We start from the raw sequence: 24,149 nt of genomic DNA on the forward strand, positions 1-24,149 counted from the left end.
TCGCAGGGGGAGGAGTAAAGAAAAACTCCCCTTATGCCCGCCCCGGCATAAACTCCATCGGAATGATTGCCCCGCGATGCTGGATAACCGTACTCGCTGTTTCATGTCCACGCACTGCGGCTTCCACCGCGCTGCCACCGGTGAGCCTCACCGCCAGATAACCGGCGCTGAAGGAATCTCCTGCTGCCGTCGTATCAATGACTTTCTCTTTCGGCAATTTCACCGCAGGGACATCATGCAACTCGCCTTCAGCGCTGGAGACGATGCAACTGTCGGCTCCGCGTTTGACGACCACTTCGCTGACGCCCAGCGCATGGGTGCGCGCAATCACGTCGTCGTACGGCTTCTGGCCCCACAACATATCTTCGTCATCGAGGGTCAGGAAGGCGATGTCGGTGCAGGAAAGCATGGCGTTATATGCGGCCTGCGTCTGTTCTTTGCTGGCCCACAGACGCGGACGGTAATTGTTATCGAAAATCACTTTGCCACCGCGTGAACGGCAGGCTTTCAGCAAGGTCATCAGACGGTCACGGCTTGCGTCGCTGAGGATCGCCAGACTGATACCGCTCAGATACAGATAATCAAATTCTGCCAGTTTCCGGCAAATCTCTTCGGATTGCGGACTGTCGAGCCAGTAGCGCGCGGCAGCATCATTGCGCCAGTAATAGAAGGTGCGCTCGCCGGTGCTGTCCGTTTCAATCACATACAAACCGGGTAACTTGTTTTCAAGGCGCTGGGTCAGATCCGTGTGAACCCCTTCCTGCTGCCAGGCCTGCAACATTTCATTGCTGAAACTGTCATTGCCGAGCGCGGTGACGTAATGCACGTTCAGCGCATCAGGGGAAACCTGGCGGGAGATATAAACAGACGTGTTCAGCGTGTCGCCACCAAAACCGCGGTGGAGCGCATCGCCTTTCTGAGATAATTCGATCATGCATTCGCCGATAACGGCAATGTTTTTGCTGGTCATGGTACCTAGCCTATGTCTGAAGCATTAAAACGAAAGGAAAGAAAAGACCGTCATTATTGCGCTCTAGTCTCTTCATAAGAATGCGGTCAGTCAAATAAATTAAAACAAGGTTTTATTTTTGTAGGCGGCAGGCAAAAAAACGAAGAAAAAACGAGGGGAAAAGTGGAAGCGTCAGCACTTCCACCTGAGGCAGTTACTTATTTTCCTGACGCAGTTCGGTCACCGGACGTCCACCCACTCCCCAGTTATCGGTGTCGACCTCGTCAATGACGACCACGGTCGTCGCCGGATTTTTGCCCAGCGTGTCCACCAGTAATTGTGTCACCCCGGCGATCAGCGCTTTCTTCTGTTCAGCTGTCGCGCCTTCGCGGGTGATTTTGATATTAACGTAAGGCATTTTTTTCTCCGGCTTGTGAATGAGGCGTCAATAAAATATTCAGTGCTTCCACTGTAGAGCCTGTGTAAAAGAACTTCCAGCCCGGCTTTTTGGCTGATTTAGGCGCACAGATTGTAAGGTTATATCGAGTGATTAAAGTTTCCCCGCGCAGCGCCGATAGATAACTCTACTAAAGAAAGCCAGGAAACCGGGCTACTTTGCCTCCATGAAACACAGTGTTCTGCGAACACACGCTGTTGACATGAATCACATTGTAGTCACGCGACACATGTTGCCGCATGTCCCCCTGATTATCTGATTCTTATTCATGACGGCAGAAAAATATGATAACTAAGATGATGTTAGGGCTGATTACGCCTTCTTTTACCGCCATAGAGCGCGTAAAAGCACAGTCTTACTGGCGTCAGTGTCAGAGAGTGTACCGTTTTCAGCCTATTTATCGCACCACAGGAAAGCTGTTGGGAATTGAATTGCTGACAGGGATTTTTCACCCTGCGAGCCCGCACAAATTCATTTCGCCGGAAGAATATTTTGTCGCGATCGCTGTGGGCAAACGTTTGCAAATCGTGCAGGAGCAGCTCGACCTGTTGCAGCGCTGGCAGCATCTGTTCATTGAAAACGAATTACTGGCGTCGATTAACGTAGATGGTCAGGTACTGGAAATGCTGCAATCTGATTCGGCGCTGCGCGCGCAAATCAGCGCGATGCCGTATGTCCGTTTTGAACTGGTTGAAAGCGCCGAAAATGCGCTGAGTATCCCGCTGTCGCAAATCGAGCAATCTGACCGGTTGTGGCTCGATGACTTTGGTCAGGGTATCGCTAACTTCTCTTCCTTCACCACCTGGCATTACGAATACATCAAAATCGCCCGCGATCTGTTTATTTTGCTTGGCCAGAGTGAAGAGGGGTCGCGGCTGTTTTACACGCTGGTGACGCTGATGAATCGCTATAGCAAAGGCGTGATTATTGAAGGCGTTGAAACGGCCTCTGAATGGGCGATGGTCTGCAATTCTGATGCGCTGGCGGCACAAGGCTATTATCTGGCGCGCCCCACCATTTTCGACAATCTGGATAATCTGCCCATACATTTCAAAGGATAATGGATCACGCCTGACCTGCTGAGGCAAACTCTCAAAGTTGCTGGTGACTCGTTGTGTGTGATGCATTTTCATTTCACTGATTTAAAAAGCATTACCTTCCGACTTCCTGCCTGATATGCCCCCTTCATGAATGCCCCTTTCTGCAAGCTGTTGAGAATTCTACTATGGTTAAAACTTAGGATTGGTTAACTGTCTGAAAGGAACAGATTTATGACGCGCACAGGTAAAGTGATTTCCTGGGTTGTGGGTGTGATTATCATTGCGTTGATTGCTGTCGTGATTTTCATTGCGACATTCGACTGGAACCGCCTCAAACCGACCATCAATCAAAAAGTCAGCACCGAACTGAACCGCGCATTCGCGATCCGCGGTGATTTAGGCGTGGACTGGTCGCGTCAGAAAGACGAAGCGGGGTGGCGCGCGTGGGCGCCGTGGCCGCACATTCATGCTGAAGATATCGTGCTCGGTAACCCTTCCGATGTGCAAACCGGCGAAAAAGACGCGCAGATGGTGAAACTCGCCCGCGTTGACGCCAGCATTGCGCCACTCGCCTTACTGCATAAAGAAGTGCTGATCCCGCGCATCTGGCTGAAACAGCCTGATGCTTCATTGCTGCGTCTGGATAATGGCAAAAATAACTGGACGTTCAATCTCGCCAACAGCGATACGCAGGATCCGGCGCAGCCGCCGTCTGCCTGGTCATTCACGCTCAATGATATCGTGTTTGATCGCGGGCAAATTGACTATAAAGACGCGAAACTGAAAGCTGATTTCCGCGCCGTGATTGATCCGCTGGGCAAACCGCTGCCGTTCACGGAAGTGGTCGGTGATAAGAAAGATGCACCGAAAACCAAAACCCCGCCTTATGTGTTTGGCTGGAAAGTTGACGGCAAATACAACGGTGAATCGCTTTCCGGCAGCGGCAAAATCGGTGGCATGCTGGCGCTGAAAGACCCGGATGTGCTGTTCCCGTTACAGGCAGATGTCCGTTCCGGGAATACGCGGGTGGCCGTCGCGGGGACATTGCAGGATCCGATGAATCTCGGGGGGCTGGATTTACGTCTGAAATTCTCCGGCCAGACGCTGTCTGACTTGTATGGCCTGACCGGCGTGCTGCTGCCGCAAACGCCACCGTATTCCACCGACGGGCATTTATCGGCGACGTTGCATGATAAAGACGGCGCAATTTACCGTTATCAGAACTTTAACGGTGAAATCGGCGACAGCGATATTCACGGCTCACTGACTTATCAGGCCGTTAAACCGCGACCTAAACTGACCGGTGAGGTAGTTTCAAAACAGCTGCGCTTTGCTGATCTGGCTCCGCTGATTGGTGCCGATTCTAACCAGGACAAAGCCAAACGTGGTGAAACTACCCGGCAGCCTGCCGACAAAGTATTGCCGGTGGAGAAATTCGATACCAAAAGCTGGCGGGTAATGGACGCTGATGTGAAATTCAGCGCCAAACGTATCGAGCATGGTAAATCCCTGCCGCTGAGCGATTTGAGTACTCACCTGAAACTGACCGACGGCGAGATCCTGCTCGACCCGCTGCGTTTCGGTCTGGCTGGCGGTAATCTGAATTCCACCATCCGCCTCGAAGGTGACAAATCGCCGATGCAGGCGCGCGCCGATATCCATGCCCGCAAACTGAAGCTCAAGCAATTGCTGCCAAACGTACAGTCAATGGAGCGCAGTCTGGGCGACCTGAACGGTGACGCCACGCTGACCGGCACCGGGAATTCGGTCGCAGCGCTGCTCGGTACCAGCAACGGTGATATGAAAATCCTTATTAACGATGGCGTGATCAGCCGTGGCCTGATGGAACTGGCGGGGCTGAATGTCGGTAATTACGTGGTGAGTAAACTGTTCGGCGATGATGAAGTGGCGATCAACTGCGCGGCCGCCAACGTCAATGTGAAGAACGGACTGGTCACGCCACGGCTGTTTGTGTTCGATACTGAGAATGCGGTGATTAACATTACCGGCAACACCAATATGGCAACCGAACGGTTGGATCTGTCGATCAACCCTGAAAGCAAGGGCGTGCGTATCCTGACCTTACGTTCACCGCTGTATGTTCGTGGCACCTATAAAAATCCGGATGCCGGCGTGAAACCAGGGCCGCTGATTGCCCGCGGTGCCGCAGCCGTCGCGCTTGGCGCTGTCGTTGCCCCGGCTGCCGCGCTGCTGGCGTTGATCTCTCCAAGTGATAATGAAGAAAACCAGTGCGGCCCGATCTTGCAGCAGATGAAACAGAAGTAATCCTATTGGATTAACGCCTCCCCTGCGAAGGGGAGGCCGGAAGGGGGCTTTAAGGCTGAGGCACCGGATCCAGTACCGCACATTTGTGGTCCTGGATTTCTTCGGTGGAGGCGCTATTGAGTTTGAGTAGGTCACGCTCGCTGGCGAGCAGCAGGAAATTGCCGCCCGGCAGGCTGACCATCGCCATGCCGAAATGTCCCATCTTTTTATCGGCTTCAGGCACACCTTCGGCCAGAAGCCGGAAAGCGCCTTTCTCATTCAGCTCAGCCTGCGTCACTTTACGCGCCAGATAGGTGTGTCCGAGCAGCTTATCCGGCAGTTCCTGCCAGTTATATCCCATCTGCCCGCCATCTTTGCTCAGCGTGGTTTTTACCTGTGGCAAAAGACAGGAGATGTGGATGTGCAGCTGATTCTGCGACCGTCCGTATTGCGAGTTAATCGCCAGCGAGACATTGCTGTCATCAATCGGTTTACCGTATTTATCCGCCATAAAATGCCGCGCATTCCATGCCTGGCTGAAAAAGTTTGGCGTTGACGGTTCCAGCAACGCAGGGCTTTCCATACCGGTGATCCGCGCGGTCGGCATCAGCAAATATTGCAGCGGGCCGTTCAGATCTTTCAGCACCACAAAACCCTGTTGTTCATCGACCTGCGCGCAGGGCTCAGGTTTGCCCGTGCTTTGCTGATTCGGCACGCATTTTTTGCTGATGATGTTCCACAGAGCGTTGGGATTGGAGGTGTGTGGCCAGAAATACCAAAAGGCCGCAGTAATAAGGATAAGCAGGATCAGAACAGGCAGGATAAATCGACGCAAGCGCATAAGAGACCTTCGCAGAAGGCACCGTGCCGGGCGCAAACCGGGCACGGTATCCGGGTCAGTTACAATGACTGATGGGCGGTTTCTTTGGACAGCAGCAGCGCGATCAGCGTCAGCGTTGCCATTGAAGCCAGATAAACGCCCACATAGAACAACCCGTAATGGGTTGCCAGCCAGGTGGCGATGTACGGCGCGACAGATGCGCCCAGTATCGAAGACACATTATAGGAGAAGGACGCGCCGGTATAGCGAACTTCTGTCGGGAACAGCTCCGGCAGCAGCGCACCCATCGGACCGAAAGTCAGCCCCATCACCATGAAACCACACAGCAGGAATACCATCACCAGCGCCTGTGAACCGGCACCCAGAATGGTCGGGAAACACAGGGCGAAGACGATCATCAGCAGCGTAATACAAATCATGGTTTTGCGACGGCCAAACTTATCCGCCAGCTGACCGGCAACCGGCACCATCACGCCGAAACCGACCACGCCGATCATCAGCATCAGCAGGAATTCATTGCGCGGAATGCCCAGCCCGACCGGCTTTGCGGCAGTGCCGTAACCCAGTGAATACACGGTCATGATGTAGAACAGCGTGTAAGTCGCAACCATGATAAAGGTGCCGAGAATCGTCGCCTTTTTATATTTAGTGAACAGCGTGCCGATTGGCACTTTCACCTGTTTACCGGCTTTGGCAATTTTGGCAAATACCGGTGTTTCGTGCAGGGAAACGCGCACATACAGACCGACGATCACCAGTACCGCAGAAAGCAGGAACGGCACACGCCAGCCCCAGGAAATAAACTGTTCGTCGGTCAGCAGCCACGACAGCAGCAGGAACATGCCGTTCGCGAAGAAGAAGCCAATCGGTGCGCCAAGCTGCGGGAAAGAACCGTACAGGGCGCGTTTCTTCGCCGGTGCGTTCTCGGTGGCGAGCAGCGCCGCGCCGCCCCATTCACCGCCAAGGCCCAGACCCTGACCAAAGCGTGCCAGCGCCAGCAGCATCGGTGCGAAAACGCCAATGGTTGCGTAGGTCGGCAGCAGGCCGATCACCACGGTAGACACGCCCATCGTCAGCAAAGAGGCCACCAGCGTGACTTTACGTCCGACGCGGTCGCCGAAGTGGCCGAACAGCGCGGAGCCGATCGGCCTGGCGACAAAGGCGATGGCAAAGGTCGCGAGAGACTGTAGCGTGGCCGCCGTCGGGTCACCCTGCGGGAAGAAAATGTGCGGGAAAACAATCACCGCAGCAGTGGCATAGATATAAAAGTCGAAGAATTCAATGGCCGTACCGATAAGCGATGCCACGATGACTTTGCTGCGGGAGTTCTGACTCACCAATTGCGCGTCAGCTTCTAATTCTGGAGTGATAGTGGCTTGCATAAGTGTTTCTTATTTGTAATGAGTGGGAGGGATCTAATGTAAATAAATGTATATCGAAAAGGCATCTTATGCAGAGCGCGGCGGTATTTCAACGCAGCGGAAGCCGCGAAAAAAGGCGTTTAAAGCCGGATCGGGGGATTATTTTATCAGGGCAGGATTTCGCCAGTCATAAGTTTGGCGAATGGGTAAAAGGCAGAGCAACTGACTGCAAAACCGCAAAATAAAAGTACGGCTCTCAGTCAGTTATTCTGGTTTTCACGGCGGTGCCATGCCTGACTTAGCATTATTCACTGCTTTTTAACTTCATCTTCAGCATTAACTGTGGATATATGCATTTCGTCTGGCACGATGAGGTTGTCCGGCGTGTATTCACTGTCGTTTTCCGTGGCATTTTTCGCGTGTTTGGCGGCTTTTTGCTTCGGATCCGGCATCGGCGGGTCATCTTTGTATTTCGCCGTCGCTATCCACGCGGCGACAAACAACGTCAGGCGGGCGAAGAAATAGAAGAAAGCCATCAGGCCGATCACTGAACCAAACGCTGCGCCGGAAGGTGAGGTCGCCAGCTTCGGCAGTGTCATGGTCATCACGAATTTAATCACCTCAAAACCCATCGCCGCCAGTAACGTCCCGCGCAGCAGCGCTTTTTTGCGTGGTTTGTGGCGCGGCAACATCCAGAAAATCCACAGGAACAGCAAATAGTTAGCGGCAATGGAAATCACCAGCGTGATACTGGTCATCACCGGGCGGAGCCAGTCAATGCCACCCAGACCCAGCGCATCGACAATGGTTTTTTGCGCGGCACCGGCAATCGACGTCAGCGACAGCGTGATAATCAGCGCCAGCACCAGCCCGGTCAGGGAAATAAAATCGCGAATATAGCGGCGGTAAATTTTCTCCTGATCCTGCGGATTACGCTCCCAGACATCGCGCGACTGGGCACGGATCGCCTCGCGCAAATTCCCCATCCAGCTCACGCCGGAGTAAAGCGCAATCAGCAAACCGGATAACCCCACGGCAGTACGCTGCTGGATGGCAGTATTTACCGTGCTTTTCAGCGTATTCGCCAGATTCGGGTCACTGATGCTGTTGACGATTCGGTTGATCAGTTCTGCCAGCAAATCAGGATTTGAGGCCAGCACAAAACCGACCGCAGCGAAGGACACCATCAGAATCGGGATCAGCGACAGAAAGGAGAAATAGGTGATGGCCGCGCCAAACTGGCTGCCAAGGCGATCGTTAAAGCGTTCCGTGGCACGCAGCAAATGTGCCACCCAGCCCCAGGACTGCACGTATTCCACGAGTCGTGAAAATCTGCTGATGTTTTTATCCACCGTCTGATTGCCGGTTTTGATGTTGATCAGCGGGGTCGGTTTTTCCTGTGTGGCCGGTTCTTGTTTTGAAATGATGGGCATTGATCCATGTTGTCCTTAAAAATTCATCCGGCCTTAAGTATAGACGCCTGAGCGGTGAGGGCTAAGCCAGAGGCGTCTGAAAGCTCAGGCAATGAACGTTTGGGTGATATCGGTCAGCCAGTCCATAAACACTTTAACGCGGCGTGACAGATTCAGACGATGCGGATAAACCAGCGTCACCGGCATTGGTGGTGCACGGAACTGCGGCAAAATACTGACCAGCTGACCACCCGCCAGCGCGTTGCGTACACCAATCAGCGGAACCTGAATGATGCCGAGGCCGTTGATACAGGCGCTGACGTAGGTTTCGGTGCTGTTAACCGTCACCGCGCCGCCGCTTTTGACCGTTTTCACCTGTTTGCCGTCGAGATATTCAAAGGCCGACGTATGGCTGCCGAGGATTTGTTCATAATGCACCATGGCGTGTTGTGCCAGCTGGTCAGGGTGATCCGGCGTGCCGTAGCGGCGCAGATAACCGGGGCTGGCGCAGTTAATCATGCTGAGATGCCCCAGCGGACGCGCAATCAGCCCGGAATCTTTAAGGGTGCCGGAGCGGATCACACAGTCAAACCCTTCCCGCACCACATCCACGCGGTGATCGGTGCAGCTCAGTTCAATTTCCAGCGCCGGATAACGGTTAAGAAACTCCGCCAGACGCGGTAACACCAGATGCGTCGCCATACCGGTGGTCATATCAACCCGCAAACGTCCGCTGACACTGGCCGGATTCGACTGAAACATCGATTCCAGTTCATCCATGCTGGCCAGCAACTCTTTGCAGCGCTGATAAAACACCTGTCCGTCCTGTGTCAGTTGTACGCGGCGCGTTGAGCGGTGCAGCAAACGTGCCGACATCCGCGTTTCCAGTTGCTGCACCAGCCGCGACACACTGCCTTTGGGCAATCCCAGGCTTTCAGCCGCGCGGGTAAAATTACTCAGTTCAGCGACGCGCACAAACACCTGCATTGATTGAATTTTATCCACAATTTGCCTGATTGTTGTTGAGAATGAGACAGTGAAAATCATTATGGCTCATTTATCACTCTGCGGTAATCCAATAGGCTGTGTTTCATCCGATGCAGAAGGTGCAAAAAGCCAATGAGGTCAGATATGAACCGTAAAATCGCAATAGTGACCGGCGGAAGCCGTGGTTTAGGTAAGAATGCCATTGAAAAGCTGGCAAAAAAGGGCGTTGACGTGATTCTGACTTACCACAATCAGGCCGCTGCGGCACAGGAAGTGGTGATTTCTGTCGAAGCACAGGGTGGAAAGGCCGTTGCGTTGCAGCTCAATACCGGTGAGTCCGGCAGTTTTGATGGCTTTGTTGTGCAGGTAAAAGCGCAACTGCAACAGGTCTGGCAGCGCGATACTTTTGATTTTCTGATCAACAATGCCGGGGTAGGTTTACATCAGTCTTTTGCCGATACTACCGAAGAACAGTTTGAGCTGATGATGAATGTCCATCTGAAAGGGCCGTTCTTCCTGACGCAAAAACTGTTGCCGCTGATGGCCGACGGTGGCCGCATCCTGAATATCTCCAGCGGGCTGGCGCGTTTTGCTCTGCCGGGCTCATCGGCTTACGCCATGATGAAAGGGGGCATCGAAGTGCTGACCCGCTATCAGGCGAAAGAACTCGGCGCACGCGGGATTACCGCCAATGTGCTGGCTCCTGGCGCAATTGAAACGGATTTCAGTGGGGGTATGGTGCGCGATAATCCGGATGTGAACAGACTGGTTGCCAGCAATACTGCGCTGGGCCGCGCCGGTTTGCCGGATGATATCGGTGATATGGTGGCGCTGATGCTCAGTGATGAAGCGGGCTGGATGACCGCCCAGCGCGTTGAGGCCTCAGGCGGTATGTTTATCTAAACGTTAATCGTGCTGGAAACGCTTCGCTTTCATATGCTGCTGTTTTTCCAGCTCAAAAATCGCCCGTTGCAGGTCGCGTTCCTGCGCGGGTGATAAATTCGGAAACTTAAAACTCAGCCGCTGCGACGTCACGGTTTCGCCTTTATTGCTCACCGATTTACGCACCATCGCGCCGAGATACTGCAGATCTAATGTAAAGGTTCCCAGCTCCGCTAGCTGAATCAGCGAATCTTTCAGCATTGACCCGCTGGTGATTTCCGGCGGTGTAGCCCCTTCAATCTCCAGCCCCAGCCCGCCAAGTGAGATATCACGCACGCGATAAGCAAACTCAGAGGAATCAGGCAATATTCCGCTGCAACGGAAATCCGACATCCGCGGTACACTCACGCGGAAATACTCACGGCGCTGAATGAAATACAACACGGGCGGAAGATCGCAGGTAAATGTCGGCAAACCTTCATAGCTGACCTGGCGGACTCTGCTGCAGGAAAACTCAACCTTGGCACCGGCCGGTTCCGCAACAAACGTCAGTGTGCCGGCTTCAGCGGCCAGAGTGTTCTCGTAATCTGAACTGCCCAGATCGAACAGGAACTGATGGTTGTCAGCATCAACGTCCAGAATTTTACTGATAAATTGTCCGCGGGAATGGCTGACCATGACCAGGGTCTGGTTCTTCTTTAAGTCTCGCAGAACGGACAAAATTGCCAGCGTGTTCCGCTTCGCAAACGACTCTTTCGATACTTCGCTCACCTGCCACACCTCATAAGAAATAAATGCAAAATTATGGCGCAGCCGTTGACGTATAAGGCGCCCAATACGGATTATCGGCCACTCAGAGCAAAACTTTATCGCGCAATAACGTCTATTTTGACCCGCAAAAAGGGACAATCCGGGCGCGCAGGGCGCTGTTTGCGCGTCTCTGATTTATATATAGGCTATCTTTTCGCGTTCTGATGCCTATTTTCTCCTCAATTTTTTCATTTAAAACCTCACCGGAGAAAATTATTTCCCTTCACGGCGAATAAAAATCGCTGCTCAGGTGTTTACCTTTATATCGAACACTGACGGGCACGGTTTTTATGCAAACTTCATCTTCTGTTCTTCGCAGCCGTTACGACGGCCTGACTATTTTGCTGCACTGGCTGACGGCGCTGGCCGTCATCTTCCTGTTTGCCAGCGCGCATATCTGGGAAGTGCTGGAGCGCGGCACGCCGCTGCGCAAAGGGCTGCAATCGGTGCATATCTCGGTGGGGATCCTGCTGGCGGCGATTATTATCGGGCGTCTTTTATGGCGTTTGTTTACCGTCAGCACCGGTCGCAGTAAACAGCAACCGGTCGCCATGCCGACGCTGATGAAAGCCGCCGCGCACCTGACCCATCTGGCGCTCTATTTATTGCTGGTCGCGCAAATCATTCTGGGCTTTTTATTCCGCTGGTCGCAGGCCGAACCATTCTACTTCTTCGGTTTATTCCCAATTCCTGACGTGTTCAATTTCGACAGTGTGATGACCAGAACTTTCGGTTCGTTGCACAACAACGTTGCCTGGGCGCTGATCATTATTGCGGGCGTGCACGCGCTGGCGGCACTTTTTCACCATTACGTTCTCCGCGACGGCATTTTGCGCCGCATGTTACCGGGCAGCACAAGCCGCCCGTAAGTCATCAGTTAATTCCCTACAGGACATCATTATGAAGACAAAAACGGTAATACAGGCGCTGTCGGTTGTGTGTCTGGCGGGCAATCTGCTGTTTTTCAGCGCCGCCGCTAACGCGATGGGTGATGATTCCGACGCTAAAAAAACGCCGGACTGCCCGAAGGGGCAAATCTACGACAGCAAAACTAAGAGCTGCATGGTGGATAAAGGCAGCATGATTTCCGATCAGGATAAAACGCAGTACGCTTATCATCTGGCGAAAACCGGCCGTTATCAGGAAGCGCTGACGGTGCTGGATACGCTGAAAGATCAGAACACCAAAGAAGCCTGGAACTATCGCGGCTATGCCACCCGTAAACTCGGGCGCACCGACGAAGGTATCAGCTATTATCAGAAGTCGATTGCGATTGACGCGAAGTATGCCAAAGTCCGGGAATATCTCGGCGAGGCTTATATGATTAAAGGGCGTCCTGATCTCGCCAAAACCCAGTTAGCGACCATCAAAGGCTTGTGCGGCACCGGCTGCGAAGAATACCGCGACCTGAGCGCCGCCATCGACGGTCATCCGGAATCCTGATCACGGAGAATCGATAAATCTCACCGGCAGACTTACGTTCTGAACTGAGCCAGTGCCTGTCACGTCTGTGGCGCTACGCGATGGTGCTGTCGCGCAAGCATGATGTGGCGGACGATCTGGTGCAATCCACCTGCGTGCGGGCGCTGGAACGCTGCGCGCAGATTAAGGACAGCACCGGTGTGGATCGCTGGCTCTTTTCTATCCTGCACTCCATATGGGTTAACGAACTCAGGGCGCAGTACGTCCGTCAGGGGCAGGGTTTTGCTGATGTTGATGAAACGCAGGCGCCCGCCGATACGCTGTCTTTCGAGGAACGTCACTGGCATACGCAGGTTATGCAGCGGGTGAACCGGCTGCCGGAAGCCCAGCGCAACGCAGTGTTTCTGGTGTATGTCGAAGGTTTCACCTATCAGGAGGCGGCAATGACGCTTTCCGTCCCCATCGGTACCATCATGAGCCGTCTGGCGACCGCCCGGCTGACGCTGGCAAAAGACACCGGTACCGCCACCCAACCGCAGCAGGGAGAGAAAAAATGACCCGTGAAATCCCGGCTGCGCCTTACGCCGATGAAGTTCTGGTGGCATACCTCGATAACCAGCTAAGCGAATCTCAGCGTGCAAAATTTGATGCACAACTGGCGCAGGACGACGTGCTGGCGCAGCGGCTGGCGCAGATGTCACGCAGCAATTTACCGTTCCACGACGCCTTTGGCGCGATGTTGCAGGAAGCGCCGGTCGGGAAATTACAGGCTGCGCTCGATGCTGTCCCTGACGCACGGATTGCCGGTTCGTCCGGATTCAGCCGTCGCGCACTGCTCGCCGCGTCGTTAAGCTTTCTGGCCGTCGGGCTGCTGGGTGGACGTTATTCCACGCTTTTTGCTTCTGACGATAACTGGCGTGCGCGCGTGGCGGATTACATGTCGCTGTATACCGCGCAGACGCTGGCGGATGTGGATGATTCTGCCGGACAACAAAAAATCCAGCTCGCGCGGGTGCAAAACACCTTAGGCATTGCACTGAGCCCGGCGGCGCTGGCGGTGCAGGGCGCGGATCTGAAAGATGCCCGTATGTTGCATTATGACGAATATGACATCGCGCAAATTACCTATCTTGACGCGCGGTACGGCCCGATGGCGCTGTGTATTACGCGCAGCGAGCACCGCGACAATACGGCATTGCAGCGAGAAATCCGCCGGGGAATGAACGTGGTTTACTGGCGCAATGCCGGTTACAACTTCATGCTGATCGGCCACAGTCCGGCACCGGCTCTGGCCGCGCATGCCGCGGCTTTACAGGCGAATCTGGCCTGAATGATTTCGTCACGTCACTAACTTATGTAATTATTTAAAGTATTAAACTATTTTTAATGCACGTAACGATAATGTTAAATTGTTTACGAAATCTCGATAATATGAGTATTCGGTAACATTTGTGTGGTTGATTTGTCGTTCTTCGCCGCGGTTTTCGTTGCTCCCCATTATTGTCCTTTCATACTCTGTGGAAATAATCGCTTATTTCCCACCGCACCGCCGGGTTGTTGATTTCGTTTATCCAGAGGAAATCTGGATAGCTTTCACCTGCAAAACTAAAACTAAACATTCAGAGAAACAGACGTCATGAGAAAGATACTCGCCATGATCCTCTGCCTTAACGTGGTTGCTTTCAGCCAGTCAGCGTTGGCAGAAGATGAAAAGCCCGTTGATGTGTTACTGATCGGCGGCGGCATTATGAGCGCGACGCTGGGGACATACCTTCAGGAATTAGAGCCAGACTGGTCCATCGATATGGTTGAGCGTCTGGACGGCGTAGCGCTGGAAAGCTCCAACGGCTGGAACAACGCCGGTACCGGCCACTCTGCGCTGGCAGAAATGAACTACACACCGGAAAAAGCCGACGGCAGTATCGATATCTCCAAAGCGGTCGAAATCAACGAATCCTTCCAGATTTCCCGTCAGTTCTGGACCTATCAGGTTGAGAACGGCGTGCTGCACAACCCGCGTTCCTTCATCAACAGCACGCCGCACATGAGTTTTGTGTGGGGTGATGACAACATCAATTTCCTGCGTAAACGTTTTGCGGCATTGCAGCAAAGCACGCTGTTCCGTGGCATGGAATATTCAGAAGACCCGGCGCAAATCAAACAGTGGATCCCGCTGGTGATGGAAGGGCGTGATCCGGCGCAGAAAATCGCTGCGACCCGCATTCCGATTGGTACCGACGTAAACTTCGGCGAAATCACCCGTCAGCTGGTGGCCTCGTTGCAGAAGAAGCCTAACTTCTCCCTGAGCCTCGGTCATGAAGTGCGCGACATTAAACGTAACCCGGATAACACCTGGGACGTGACCGTTGCCGACCTGAAAAACGACGGCAAAGAAAGCGTTATCAAAGCGAAATTCGTGTTTATCGGTGCAGGCGGCGCGTCCCTGACGCTGCTGCAAAAATCCGGTATTCCTGAAGCGGATAACTACGGTGGCTTCCCGGTGGGTGGCGAGTTCCTGGTGACTGAGAACCCGGACGTGGTGAAACGTCATCTGGCGAAAGTGTACGGGAAAGCGTCTGTCGGCTCACCGCCGATGTCCGTTCCGCACCTCGATACCCGTATTCTGGATGGCAAACAGGTTCTGCTGTTCGGGCCGTTCGCCACCTTCTCCAGCAAGTTCCTGAAAAACGGTTCCCTGTGGGATCTGTTCGGCAGCGTGAATTTCTCCAACATCATGCCGATGACCCACGTGGGCATCGACAACTTTGATCTGGTGAAATATCTGGTCAGCCAGGTGATGCTCTCCGATGACGACCGTTTCGATGCATTACGTGAATACTTCCCGGATGCGAAGAAAGAAGACTGGCGTCTGTGGGAAGCCGGTCAGCGTGTGCAGATCATCAAAAAAGATGAGAAAGAAGGCGGCGTTCTGCGTCTCGGCACCGAAGTGGTCAGCTCGAAAGACGGCAGCATTACCGCGCTGCTGGGCGCTTCTCCGGGCGCATCCACTGCGGCTCCGATCATGCTGCACCTGATGGAAAAAGTGTTTAAAGACAAAGTCGCCACACCGGAGTGGCAGGCCAAACTGAAGGAAATCATCCCTTCATACGGCACTGAACTGAACGGCAACGTGGCGGCAACCGAGAAAGAACTGGGCGACACCAGCCGCGTTCTGATGCTCGACAACCCGCAACCGAAAGCGGCGGAACCGGCTCCGGCGGCGGACAATTCTTCAGCCCCTAAAAAGGGTGAAGAACAGAAGCAAGTGGCAGACGTCGCGTTGTAATCTGATTCCGTAAAAAGTGATCGTAAAGGCGTGGGCAACTGCGCCTTTTTAACATCTCGCTTTCACCACAAAACCCGATTTAGCACGAATAGCTCGTTCTTTGACCGACCCAAAGCCCTCCGGAATTCCTTTGCAAAACCCTTCAAATCCAGCGGTGACGCGGCCTGAAGCGCTGTCCGGTATCCCGTTTGCCTGTTTTTTTGAAACGTTAAATCCTTTTTTAATTTTTGTAGTGATAATGTTATATTCGTAGCCATCATTTGAAAAAATGAAGTTTCAGTAACGATCCCGCGTGTTTTTTTGCTAATTTCTTGTTCGATAGTCACAACAACGATTCATAACAGAACAGAACTGAACATTTAGAGAAACAGACGTCATGAGAAAGATACTTGGTATGCTTCTCAACCGTGACTCACTGGGTGCCAGCGAGCCTGCGGCCGCAGAAGACGAAAAATCCGTTGATGTATTGCTGGTCGGCGGCGGAATTATGAGTGCTACCCTGGGGACCTATCTCCAGGAACTCGAGCCGGACTGGTCAGTCCATATGATTGAACGCATGGACGGCGTGGCGCAGGAAAGTTCCAACGGCTGGAATAACGCCGGTACCGGCCATTCCGCGCTGGCAGAAATGAACTATACCCCGCTGATGCCCGACGGTTCTGTCGATATCACCAAGGCCGTGGCGATCAACGAAGCCTTCCAGGTTTCCCGTCAGTTTATGGCGTATCAGGTGCAGAAAGGCGTGCTGAATAACCCGCGCTCGTTCATCAACAGCGTGCCGCACATGAGCTTTGTCTGGGGCGATGAGAATATCGATTTCCTGCGCAAACGTTTTGCTGCGTTGCAGGAAAGCACGCTGTTCCGCGGGATGGAATATTCGGAAGACCCGGAACAAATCAGACAATGGATCCCGGCAGTCATGGAAGGCCGTGATCCGAAGCAAAAAGTTGCCGCGACCCGCACCACCGCAGGTACGGACGTGAACTTCGGCGAAGTGACCCGCCAGCTTGTCGAGGCGTTGCAGAAGAAATCCAATTTCACGCTGGCAAACGGTCAGGAAGTGCGCGATATCCAGCGCAATCCGGATAAAAGCTGGCGCGTGACGATTACCGATCTGAAACACAGCCACAAACATCGCGTGGTGAATGCGAAATTCGTGTTCATCGGCGCGGGCGGTGCGTCCCTGACGCTGCTGCAAAAATCCGGCATTCCGGAAGCGCGTGAATACGGCGGTTTCCCGGTCGGCGGTGAATTCCTGGTGACCGAAAATCAGGATGTGGTGAAACGCCATCTGGCGAAGGTTTACGGCAAAGCGGCCGTGGGCGCGCCACCGATGTCCGTTCCGCATCTCGACACCCGCATTATTGATGGCAAACAGGTTCTGCTGTTCGGGCCGTTCGCCACTTTCTCCAGTAAGTTCCTGAAAAACGGTTCCCTTTGGGATTTGTTTGGCAGTGTGAACAGTTCCAACCTGTTGCCGATGACACATGTCGGCATGGGTAACTTCGATCTGGTGAAATATCTGGTCGGGCAGGTGATGCTCAGCGATGAAGACCGTCATGCCGCACTGAAGGAATTTTTCCCCGAAGCCGAGCAGAAAGACTGGAAACGCTGGGTGGCCGGACAACGTGTGCAGGTCATCAAAAAAGATGGCAAACACGGCGGCGTATTGCGTCTGGGCACTGAAGTGGTGAGCGCAAAAGATGGCAGTATTGCGGCGTTGCTGGGTGCATCACCGGGTGCGTCAACCGCAGCGCCGATCATGATGAAACTGCTGGAAACGGTCTTTAAAGAAAAAGCCGCGAGCCCGGAATGGCAGGCCAAATTCCGGGAAATCATCCCGTCTTACGGCACTAAACTGAATGGCAATATCGAAGCGACCGAGAAAGAGCTGCTGGAAACCAGCCGTATTCTGCAACTGGAAACGCCGTCGATGATCACCACGCCAGTGGCTGAGGTGGTTCAGCTGCGCCCGCTGGATGTTCAGGCAAAACAAGAGCCGAAACAACCTGCGGATATCGCTTTGTAAGTTCTGCGCTGTAAGTTCTGGTGCAGAAAAATAAAAACCGCCTCTTCAGGCGGTTTTTTTATGTCCTTATTTTCGCTTTGCAGGGCGCAGTCTTACGCCCCGGAAAGTGACTTTGCCATATTCTCTTTCTTCACCCGCGCTGTTTCATTCTGCGATTCCAGCACAATTCTCGCCAGCGGCGTGTCTTCGTGATAACGGGTTTTATCGTCCAGTTCTTTGGAATATTTATTGTATTTCCACCAGGCATAGCCGAGGAACAACACCAGTCCGCCGACGTTATAGAACACAATGGTGATAATACTGGCACCGGTCGGGAAGGTTGAGGCGATGAACCCGACGGTGAAAATCACAATCAGTGTACCGACGATAGTGATCCCCTGCATTCTGGAACCCATCTTAAAATCGCGCTCGACGCTGTCGTATTTCAGACGCAGATTCAGGTACGCCAGCATAATAAACAGCGGCGGCAGCATCGACGCGGCAGCGGTCATGTTAATCAGCGTATTCATTAAATCTTGCACGCTGTCTGAGCCTAATGTCGGAATTAACATCAGCGGGATAACGATAAGGAACTGGATCCACGCCGCGCGGGTCGGAACACCGTGTTTATTCAGACGAATAGTTTTCTCGCCAAAAATCCCCTTAGGAATCTCAGTAAAGAAGATTTTTACCGGCGCTGCCGTCCACATCAGTAATGAGCCAAACATGGCGGTGAAGGAAACCACGCCGACAAAGCGGTTCATCAGCACCGCCGGTAATCCAAAGTGTGCGGATAACCCTTCAAATACCTGCACCGTGCCGCCGGTAAAATGCAGCGCGGATTTGGCCACAAACACGTTAATCAGCAGCGAGGCGATGGAATACAGCACGCCGATCACCAGCCCGGAAATAATGATGACTTTCACGAAAGCACGGCTGCCGCCTTTGACGTCATTCACGTATACCGCGACCGATTCTGCGCCGCCTGCTGCCTGGAATATCCACGCAATAATGCCTAAGAATGCCCAGTTAAAATGCGGCGTCATCGCCTGAACATTAATCGGATCCGCCGGTTCTGCGCCGCCCATCAGCGCAGCACCCGCCAGCACGATATAAGAGAACGTCAGCAGCAGCATTAATGTCGAGGTGACGGAGGTCATCGGCCCGAGTAGTTTCGCACCGCTGTTGGAAATCATCGTGGAAAAGGCAAACAGACAGATGCTGATAATCGCGGTCGTGAAGGGCGTGAAAATATAATCGTGCCCTAAAAAGGCGTAAGACGCATAAGCGATAACGCGGGGAAGCAGCGCCGTGAAGAAAAACAAATTCACGAACCAGTAAGTATAGGCGGTCATAAACGCCCAGCGGCCGCCGAGGGCACTTTTCACCCAGGCATACACACCGGCTTCCGAACTCTTATTCAATGAGACAAATTCGGCGATGATCAGACAAAACGGAATAAAGTAGATGATGGTCGCCACCAGAAATACCGGTGCCGAGGCGATGCCTAACTGGATGTTATTGTTGATGACGTTATTGAAGCTAAAAACGGCGGCAAATGTCATGGATAACAATCCAAATTTGCCTATGGTATTTCGACTGGACCCGGCCATAAATACTCTCCAACTGCGATGTTTATAGGGTAAGTGGTTCTTGTTTTTTTATTATTTATTAACGAAATAACTCTCTTCGACGGTCACTTTTAAAATGACTTTTCTGACGTCTTTTTCCGGTCTGAACCGGTACGCTTCGTGGTTTTCAAAAATGATCACGCGGCCTTTAGGTACCTTTATCGTTTCACCCTGACCGGTAAAAAATTCGCGATCCGTTTCATCGTCATAAGGCGACACGCGGTGCAGGGCAGATTTCGCAGAAAACTCGATTTCCTCCGTGCCTTCAAGGTAGTAATGCACATCGAAATAACGGCGGTGACCCTCGAATTCCGCCCGCTGTTTTTCGCTGCCGCTGGCGAGCCGGTAAACCAGCGAATCGCCGACGGAATGGAAAACACCGGGACGAATATTGTCCAGGTTATTAATGGCTTCCATGCAGCGCTGCCATTTTTTTCCGCTACGGTAGAGCCGCTGAAATTCGGTTAAACAGTCGAGAATAATCATCAGTTTTCCTCCCGGGGATGAAAGGTGAATTCCGCGAGCTGCTGGCTGTTGGTGCCATGCTGGCTGAACGGCACCATCGTGAAGCCGTAGCGGAATGCCGAGAAATAGACGCGATAAGAATCGAGCACTTCGGAACCCCAGGAATTGGAGCCCAGACCGGAAATTTTGTGATCGAGATTGAGGGTCAGGCAGCCGTCCGGCGTCAGTTCATCAATATGCTGCGCCTGTTGCAGCATCTGCGCACTGTATGGCCACAGGCTGAAATTGAGCGGCTGGCGTGGCTGAATGAAAATCCCTTTTCCAGCGTCATCGCACAGACTCAGCCAGCGCATATCCTGCCGGTTACCGTTGTCCTGCGGCATCGGGTAATTTTCAAATAAACGGCTCACCGGCTGCTGATAATGGCCGATGAGATTGGCCTGACAGCTGTCCTGATAGTTTTCATCCGGCCCGCGCCCGTAATATTCCACCTGCGTGAAACGACGGCTGACGCCAAAATCGAGGCCGATCTTCGGGATAATTGAATCGAAATTACCGTAAGGCGTGCCGGATAAATCGAGGGTGACGACGCCCTGAGGCGATATCTGCCAGCGATAAGTGCAGCGCATACCGAAATCGAAAACAGGCGGCGCAATGATGCTTTGCACTTCAATGACGACGTCGTCCTCCTGGCGCGCCCAGTGCATCTGCCGGAAATGCTGTTGCATGATATGCAGATGATGGGGCTGCCAGAGGCCTTCGAACTCCTGTTTATGGTTGTCGATGACCGGCTTAAAGAAATTGAGTTTCGGCGCACGGCCTGTGATCTCTTCGTCATCCACTTGCCAGCTTTGCAGTTCGCCGTCCAGACGGGAAAATGCCAGCCGGAAGCCCTCGCCGCTGACGATAAGCTGATGTTTTTGCTCATCACATAACAGCGTTGCGGACTTTTTCGGCGCAGGTTTCATGGCTGACGGGCGGGCTGCCTGCAACAGCATCTGATACTGTCCGAGCGGATGTTGCGCCTCGCTGTACACCGTCGGGCTGTTTTTTCGGATGCCAACATTCAGGAAAACTTCCTGACCGCTGGCGGGAAATTCTGGCAGCGCCAGCGTTTCGCCTTCGCCGGGTTGCAGGTGTGGCAGGGAAATTTCTCGGGTTTCGAGGCCGCGTCCGGCGACCTGAACGGTCAGCGACAGCGTGATGTCTTCCAGTGAGCTGAACCAGTAACGATTTTTGATGTGCAGCGCGCCGCCGCGGAGACTGACGCCGACCGGGCACAGCACCTGTTTATATTCGCGCAGGCCGGGGCCGGGCGTCTGGTCGGGGTAAATCAGCCCGTCCATGCAGAAGTTGTAGTTGTTTGGATAATCGCCGTAATCGCCGCCGTAGGTATAACGCATCTGGCCGTTTTCACCGGTTTCCAGCAATCCGTGATCGCACCATTCCCAGATGTAATGCCCCTGAAGGCTGTCATGGCGATTCAGAACGGCCTGATATTCGGCTAATCCGCCGGGACCGTTGCCCATTGCATGCGCGTATTCGCAGATGATGCGCGGTTTGGCGTGCGGGTATTCGCCGAACGCATTCATCATCTGTACGCGGGAATACATGGTGCTGATGACGTCGGTCACTTCGGCGTCGCGATCTTCTTCGTAGTGAACAAGACGCGTCGGATCGAGGGCTTTACAGTGTTTCGCCATGGCGCGGATATTGCAGCCATAACCGGATTCGTTGCCAAGCGACCACATAATGATCGACGGGTGGTTTTTTTGCGCCATGACGTGACGCCCGATACGCTCCACATAGGCGTGTTCCCAGTGCGGATCGTCGGAGATGCGGCTCAGATCGCCGACGTTCGCGAAACCGTGACTTTCCAGATCCGTTTCGGCCATCACGAATAATCCGTAGATATCGCACAACTCGTAAAAGCGAGGATCATTCGGGTAATGCGCGGTGCGCACCGCGTTAATATTGTGCTGTTTCATCAGGATGATATCGCGTTCCACCCGCGCCATATCAACCGCGCGCCCTTTGCGGTGATCGTGGTCGTGGCGGTTTACGCCGTGCAGCTTGAGATAACGTCCGTTGACGTAAAACAGCCCGTCGCGCACGCCGATGTCACGAAAGCCAACGCGCTGAGGTACCACCGAAATCATCTGTCCCGTGTCGTCATACAGCGTCAGCAACAGCTGATATAACTCAGGATGTTCCGCGTTCCACTGGCGTGGATGAGTGACCGGAATGTCCAGGCGACAGCGCGTTTCATCGCCGATATTCAGGTTATCTGCTGATAACTGTGCCACGCAGACGCCATCGTCGAATAACTGCGCGTGCAGGCGATAACCGCTGACGGGTTGGTGTAAATTACGCAGCACGGCATCAATGTTGAGCACGGCGTCGCAGTAGTTTTCATCGAATGTGGTGACTACGGTGAAATCGTTAAGATGAACCGGATCCTGACCGATGAGATACACATCGCGGAAAATTCCCGCCATCCACCACATATCCTGATCTTCGATATATGTTGAATCCGCCCACTGTAAAACACGCACCGACAGCAGGTTTTCACCCGGTTTCACGCTGGCGCTGATATCGAACTCTGCGCACAGGCGGCTGCCTTTGCTGAATCCGACGTAGTGCCCGTTCACATACACCTCGAAATAGGTTTCCACGCCGTCAAATTTGATCAGCGTTTGTTTGCCTGTCCAGGCTGCATCGAGGGTAAAACGCTGCTGATACGCGCCGGTCGGATTATTAGTGGGAACGTAAGGAACGTCGATCGGGAAGGGGAAACCTTCATCGGTATATTGCAGCTGACCGTGGCCTTCCATCTGCCACATGCCGGGGACGGTGATGTGGCCCCATGCAGTCATCGGCTGATTGTAGAATTCATCCGGGACTAACGCCGGGTGCTCGAAAAAGCGGAACTGCCAGCGGCCGCTGAGCAACTGAAAGCAGTGACTGGCTGCGCGATCGAAACGCAGCGCCGCCTGTGGATTTTCATAGCTGAAAAAGGAGGCGCGTGGCGGTAAACGGTTCTCCGACTGCTTCTCGATATTTTCCCAATTATTCACGTGATCTCTCCTGAGACGTGTTTCTATGGGAGAGAAGATAGTAAATATTTAGTAAAAATAACTAAAAAGTTTTACTGGTTGTCAGGGCGATCACAAAAAATAAAAAATCGGTTTGAGGATCATGCAGTTAAATTTTACCGGCGGGTGGTGTCCCGGAGTTGCAGCGATCCTGGCACAAATACCGACAGCGGTACGGTGCGTTCATCGCGCAGACGTTCGGTCAGCAGGTTGACCGCCTGTGCGCCCATGGTTTCGGAATGGATGCGAACGGTCGATAAAGAAGGGAACACAAAGCGGGCTGTCGGAATGTCATTAACGCTGATCAGCGCGATTTGCTCGGGGATTTTAACGCCGTGTTCCAGTAGCGCACGGGTCACGCCCAGCGCAATGGTATCGGTGGCAATCAGCAACGCCGGGGGATAAGGCGCATTTTGCTGCAACATTTTCCTGGCGCACTGATAGCCGGACTGGCTGGTGAAATTGCCGTACCAGATATCGTCCGGCTGGACGACGTTTTTCAGACGGCCATATTCCACAAAGGCCTGCTCGCGCTGATCCGGGAATTCAGGGTGATCGCGGCCGCCGATAAAGCCGATGCGCGAATAACCCTGACCGATAAAGAAGTCGATGACCTTCTGGCTGATCTTAAATAAATCCACATTAACGCAGTCAGATTGCGGGTCTTCCATTACGCCATCAATGAAAACGACCGGCGTGGATTGTTGCGCGAGCTGCGTATGCAGTGCGGCCTGAGGTTGTCCGATAACCAGAAAACCGTCCGCCGGAGGCAGCGCTTTTTCGCCGGTAAAGTCATAGCCGGAAATCAGGGTGATACCCAGTTTTTCGCATTGTGTTTCAATGCCATAGCGCATGGAAAGATAATAAGGATCGTCTATTTCCAGCCCCTGCCGGTAAGTAAACAATGCGGCAAACGTCATGCGTTGCGTGGCATTGCGGCGGGAAGGCGAGACTTTGTATTCCAGGCGTTCCGCCGTTTCTAAAATCTTCTGGCGGGTCTGCGCTTTTACGCTCAGGCTCGGATCGTCATTGAGCACACGTGAAACCGTCGCAACGGATACGTTCGCGGCCTCAGCGATTTCCTTCAAAGTAGCCATCAGCGTCTCATCATCAGGTAAACCAAAGCCGTAGCTTAATGTGATCAGTGCCTTATGTACACCGCTCACCGGCCTTCCGGCCCGCAAAATCTCACTGTGACAGAGTTAACGCTTTACCTAATTTTAAGTATATTTTAGTAA

Annotated in this window: 20 protein-coding genes; 9 read left to right on the forward strand and 11 right to left on the reverse strand. The window is 53.3% G+C overall.

Going from position 1 to position 24,149, the window contains the following annotated elements; all coding sequences use genetic code 11:
• Positions 1-31: 31 nt before the first annotated feature.
• Positions 32-970, reverse strand: coding sequence for a sugar kinase (locus UC14_RS14150; protein ID WP_013573462.1), 939 nt, complete (start codon positions 968-970; stop codon positions 32-34).
• Between the two features lie 193 nt (positions 971-1,163).
• Positions 1,164-1,367, reverse strand: a complete 204-nt coding sequence (locus UC14_RS14155) for a 2-hydroxymuconate tautomerase family protein (RefSeq protein WP_013573463.1) — start codon at positions 1,365-1,367, stop codon at positions 1,164-1,166.
• 323 nt (positions 1,368-1,690) lie between these two features.
• Here UC14_RS14155 and pdeH point away from each other — a divergent pair, with 323 nt between their 5' ends.
• Together pdeH and UC14_RS14165 are read left to right on the forward strand one after the other, a co-directional pair.
• Positions 1,691-2,467, forward strand: coding sequence for a cyclic-guanylate-specific phosphodiesterase (gene pdeH, locus UC14_RS14160; RefSeq protein ID WP_013573464.1), 777 nt, complete (start codon positions 1,691-1,693; stop codon positions 2,465-2,467).
• 210 nt (positions 2,468-2,677) lie between these two features.
• Positions 2,678-4,732 (forward strand): AsmA family protein, encoded by a 2,055-nt coding sequence (locus tag UC14_RS14165; protein WP_112197931.1) that lies wholly within the window; start codon positions 2,678-2,680, stop codon positions 4,730-4,732.
• Between the two features lie 49 nt (positions 4,733-4,781).
• Here the strand turns inward: UC14_RS14165 and UC14_RS14170 are convergent, their stop codons facing one another.
• From UC14_RS14170 to UC14_RS14185, 4 genes are all read right to left on the reverse strand, one after another.
• The gene (locus tag UC14_RS14170; protein WP_112197932.1) at positions 4,782-5,552 is read right to left on the reverse strand and encodes a CDP-diacylglycerol diphosphatase; all 771 of its coding nucleotides are present in this window, start codon (positions 5,550-5,552) and stop codon (positions 4,782-4,784) included.
• Positions 5,553-5,611: 59 nt separating this feature from the next.
• Positions 5,612-6,934, reverse strand: a complete 1,323-nt coding sequence (locus UC14_RS14175; protein WP_013573467.1) for an MFS transporter — start codon at positions 6,932-6,934, stop codon at positions 5,612-5,614.
• 287 nt (positions 6,935-7,221) lie between these two features.
• Entirely contained in the window at positions 7,222-8,346 is a 1,125-nt protein-coding gene (yhjD, locus tag UC14_RS14180; RefSeq protein WP_112197933.1) for an inner membrane protein YhjD, read from the reverse strand.
• Between the two features lie 84 nt (positions 8,347-8,430).
• A complete protein-coding gene (locus UC14_RS14185; protein ID WP_198670075.1) occupies positions 8,431-9,330 on the reverse strand; it encodes a LysR family transcriptional regulator in 900 nt (299 codons plus the stop codon).
• Between the two features lie 126 nt (positions 9,331-9,456).
• On the opposite strand from UC14_RS14185, the gene UC14_RS14190 reads away from it, so the two are divergent.
• Complete coding sequence (locus tag UC14_RS14190; protein WP_112197935.1) at positions 9,457-10,215, forward strand: SDR family NAD(P)-dependent oxidoreductase; 759 nt, start codon at positions 9,457-9,459, stop codon at positions 10,213-10,215.
• Positions 10,216-10,218: 3 nt separating this feature from the next.
• Here the strand turns inward: UC14_RS14190 and UC14_RS14195 are convergent, their stop codons facing one another.
• Complete coding sequence (locus UC14_RS14195; RefSeq protein ID WP_013573471.1) at positions 10,219-10,965, reverse strand: flagellar brake protein; 747 nt, start codon at positions 10,963-10,965, stop codon at positions 10,219-10,221.
• Positions 10,966-11,294: 329 nt separating this feature from the next.
• On the opposite strand from UC14_RS14195, the gene UC14_RS14200 reads away from it, so the two are divergent.
• The 6 genes from UC14_RS14200 (at position 11,295) to mqo (ending at position 17,741) form a co-directional block, all read left to right on the forward strand.
• Positions 11,295-11,873: a cytochrome b gene (locus UC14_RS14200; RefSeq protein WP_037033793.1), complete on the forward strand. Its 579-nt coding sequence runs from the start codon at positions 11,295-11,297 to the stop codon at positions 11,871-11,873.
• A gap of 31 nt (positions 11,874-11,904) precedes the next feature.
• Positions 11,905-12,447 carry a tetratricopeptide repeat protein gene (locus UC14_RS14205; RefSeq protein ID WP_112197936.1) on the forward strand — a complete coding sequence of 181 codons (543 nt, stop codon included), beginning with the start codon at positions 11,905-11,907 and terminating at the stop codon, positions 12,445-12,447.
• A gap of 80 nt (positions 12,448-12,527) precedes the next feature.
• Positions 12,528-12,983, forward strand: a complete 456-nt coding sequence (locus UC14_RS14210) for a sigma-70 family RNA polymerase sigma factor (protein WP_232829691.1) — start codon at positions 12,528-12,530, stop codon at positions 12,981-12,983.
• Positions 12,980-13,756: an anti-sigma factor gene (locus UC14_RS14215; protein ID WP_112197938.1), complete on the forward strand. Its 777-nt coding sequence runs from the start codon at positions 12,980-12,982 to the stop codon at positions 13,754-13,756. The genes UC14_RS14210 and UC14_RS14215 overlap by 4 nt, the downstream gene beginning before the upstream one ends.
• A 306-nt stretch (positions 13,757-14,062) precedes the next feature.
• Positions 14,063-15,712 (forward strand): malate:quinone oxidoreductase, encoded by a 1,650-nt coding sequence (locus tag UC14_RS14220; protein WP_013573476.1) that lies wholly within the window; start codon positions 14,063-14,065, stop codon positions 15,710-15,712.
• Between the two features lie 376 nt (positions 15,713-16,088).
• A complete protein-coding gene (mqo, locus tag UC14_RS14230; protein WP_112197940.1) occupies positions 16,089-17,741 on the forward strand; it encodes a malate dehydrogenase (quinone) in 1,653 nt (550 codons plus the stop codon).
• 92 nt (positions 17,742-17,833) lie between these two features.
• Here the strand turns inward: mqo and UC14_RS14235 are convergent, their stop codons facing one another.
• The 4 genes from UC14_RS14235 to ebgR form a co-directional block, all read right to left on the reverse strand.
• Entirely contained in the window at positions 17,834-19,333 is a 1,500-nt protein-coding gene (locus UC14_RS14235) for an amino acid permease (protein WP_112197941.1), read from the reverse strand.
• A gap of 51 nt (positions 19,334-19,384) precedes the next feature.
• Positions 19,385-19,837: a beta-galactosidase subunit beta gene (locus UC14_RS14240; RefSeq protein ID WP_112197942.1), complete on the reverse strand. Its 453-nt coding sequence runs from the start codon at positions 19,835-19,837 to the stop codon at positions 19,385-19,387.
• The gene (gene ebgA / locus UC14_RS14245) at positions 19,837-22,893 is read right to left on the reverse strand and encodes a beta-galactosidase subunit alpha (RefSeq protein WP_112197943.1); all 3,057 of its coding nucleotides are present in this window, start codon (positions 22,891-22,893) and stop codon (positions 19,837-19,839) included. Before ebgA ends, UC14_RS14240 begins: the two co-directional genes overlap by 1 nt.
• A gap of 134 nt (positions 22,894-23,027) precedes the next feature.
• Positions 23,028-24,008, reverse strand: coding sequence for a transcriptional regulator EbgR (gene ebgR, locus UC14_RS14250; protein WP_037033902.1), 981 nt, complete (start codon positions 24,006-24,008; stop codon positions 23,028-23,030).
• Positions 24,009-24,149 lie beyond the last annotated feature (141 nt).

It is taken from the genome of Rahnella sp. NRRL B-41462, assembly GCF_003263525.1.
GTDB lineage: Bacteria > Pseudomonadota > Gammaproteobacteria > Enterobacterales > Enterobacteriaceae > Rahnella > Rahnella aceris.

Excerpts from the sequence above, each read along its gene's own strand:
- UC14_RS14170 (WP_112197932.1), bottom strand. The coding sequence starts at position 5,552 with ATGCGCTTGCGTCGATTTATCCTGCCTGTTCTGATCCTGCTTATCCTT.
- UC14_RS14205 (WP_112197936.1), top strand. The coding sequence starts at position 11,905 with ATGAAGACAAAAACGGTAATACAGGCGCTGTCGGTTGTGTGTCTGGCG.
- UC14_RS14165 (WP_112197931.1), top strand. The coding sequence starts at position 2,678 with ATGACGCGCACAGGTAAAGTGATTTCCTGGGTTGTGGGTGTGATTATC.
- UC14_RS14210 (WP_232829691.1), top strand. The coding sequence starts at position 12,528 with ATGGTGCTGTCGCGCAAGCATGATGTGGCGGACGATCTGGTGCAATCC.
- UC14_RS14175 (WP_013573467.1), bottom strand. The coding sequence starts at position 6,934 with ATGCAAGCCACTATCACTCCAGAATTAGAAGCTGACGCGCAATTGGTG.
- ebgR (WP_037033902.1), bottom strand. The coding sequence starts at position 24,008 with ATGGCTACTTTGAAGGAAATCGCTGAGGCCGCGAACGTATCCGTTGCG.
- UC14_RS14235 (WP_112197941.1), bottom strand. The coding sequence starts at position 19,333 with ATGGCCGGGTCCAGTCGAAATACCATAGGCAAATTTGGATTGTTATCC.
- UC14_RS14215 (WP_112197938.1), top strand. The coding sequence starts at position 12,980 with ATGACCCGTGAAATCCCGGCTGCGCCTTACGCCGATGAAGTTCTGGTG.
- yhjD (WP_112197933.1), bottom strand. The coding sequence starts at position 8,346 with ATGCCCATCATTTCAAAACAAGAACCGGCCACACAGGAAAAACCGACC.
- mqo (WP_112197940.1), top strand. The coding sequence starts at position 16,089 with ATGAGAAAGATACTTGGTATGCTTCTCAACCGTGACTCACTGGGTGCC.
- UC14_RS14220 (WP_013573476.1), top strand. The coding sequence starts at position 14,063 with ATGAGAAAGATACTCGCCATGATCCTCTGCCTTAACGTGGTTGCTTTC.
- UC14_RS14150 (WP_013573462.1), bottom strand. The coding sequence starts at position 970 with ATGACCAGCAAAAACATTGCCGTTATCGGCGAATGCATGATCGAATTA.
- pdeH (WP_013573464.1), top strand. The coding sequence starts at position 1,691 with ATGATAACTAAGATGATGTTAGGGCTGATTACGCCTTCTTTTACCGCC.
- UC14_RS14200 (WP_037033793.1), top strand. The coding sequence starts at position 11,295 with ATGCAAACTTCATCTTCTGTTCTTCGCAGCCGTTACGACGGCCTGACT.
- UC14_RS14240 (WP_112197942.1), bottom strand. The coding sequence starts at position 19,837 with ATGATTATTCTCGACTGTTTAACCGAATTTCAGCGGCTCTACCGTAGC.
- UC14_RS14155 (WP_013573463.1), bottom strand. The coding sequence starts at position 1,367 with ATGCCTTACGTTAATATCAAAATCACCCGCGAAGGCGCGACAGCTGAA.
- UC14_RS14190 (WP_112197935.1), top strand. The coding sequence starts at position 9,457 with ATGAACCGTAAAATCGCAATAGTGACCGGCGGAAGCCGTGGTTTAGGT.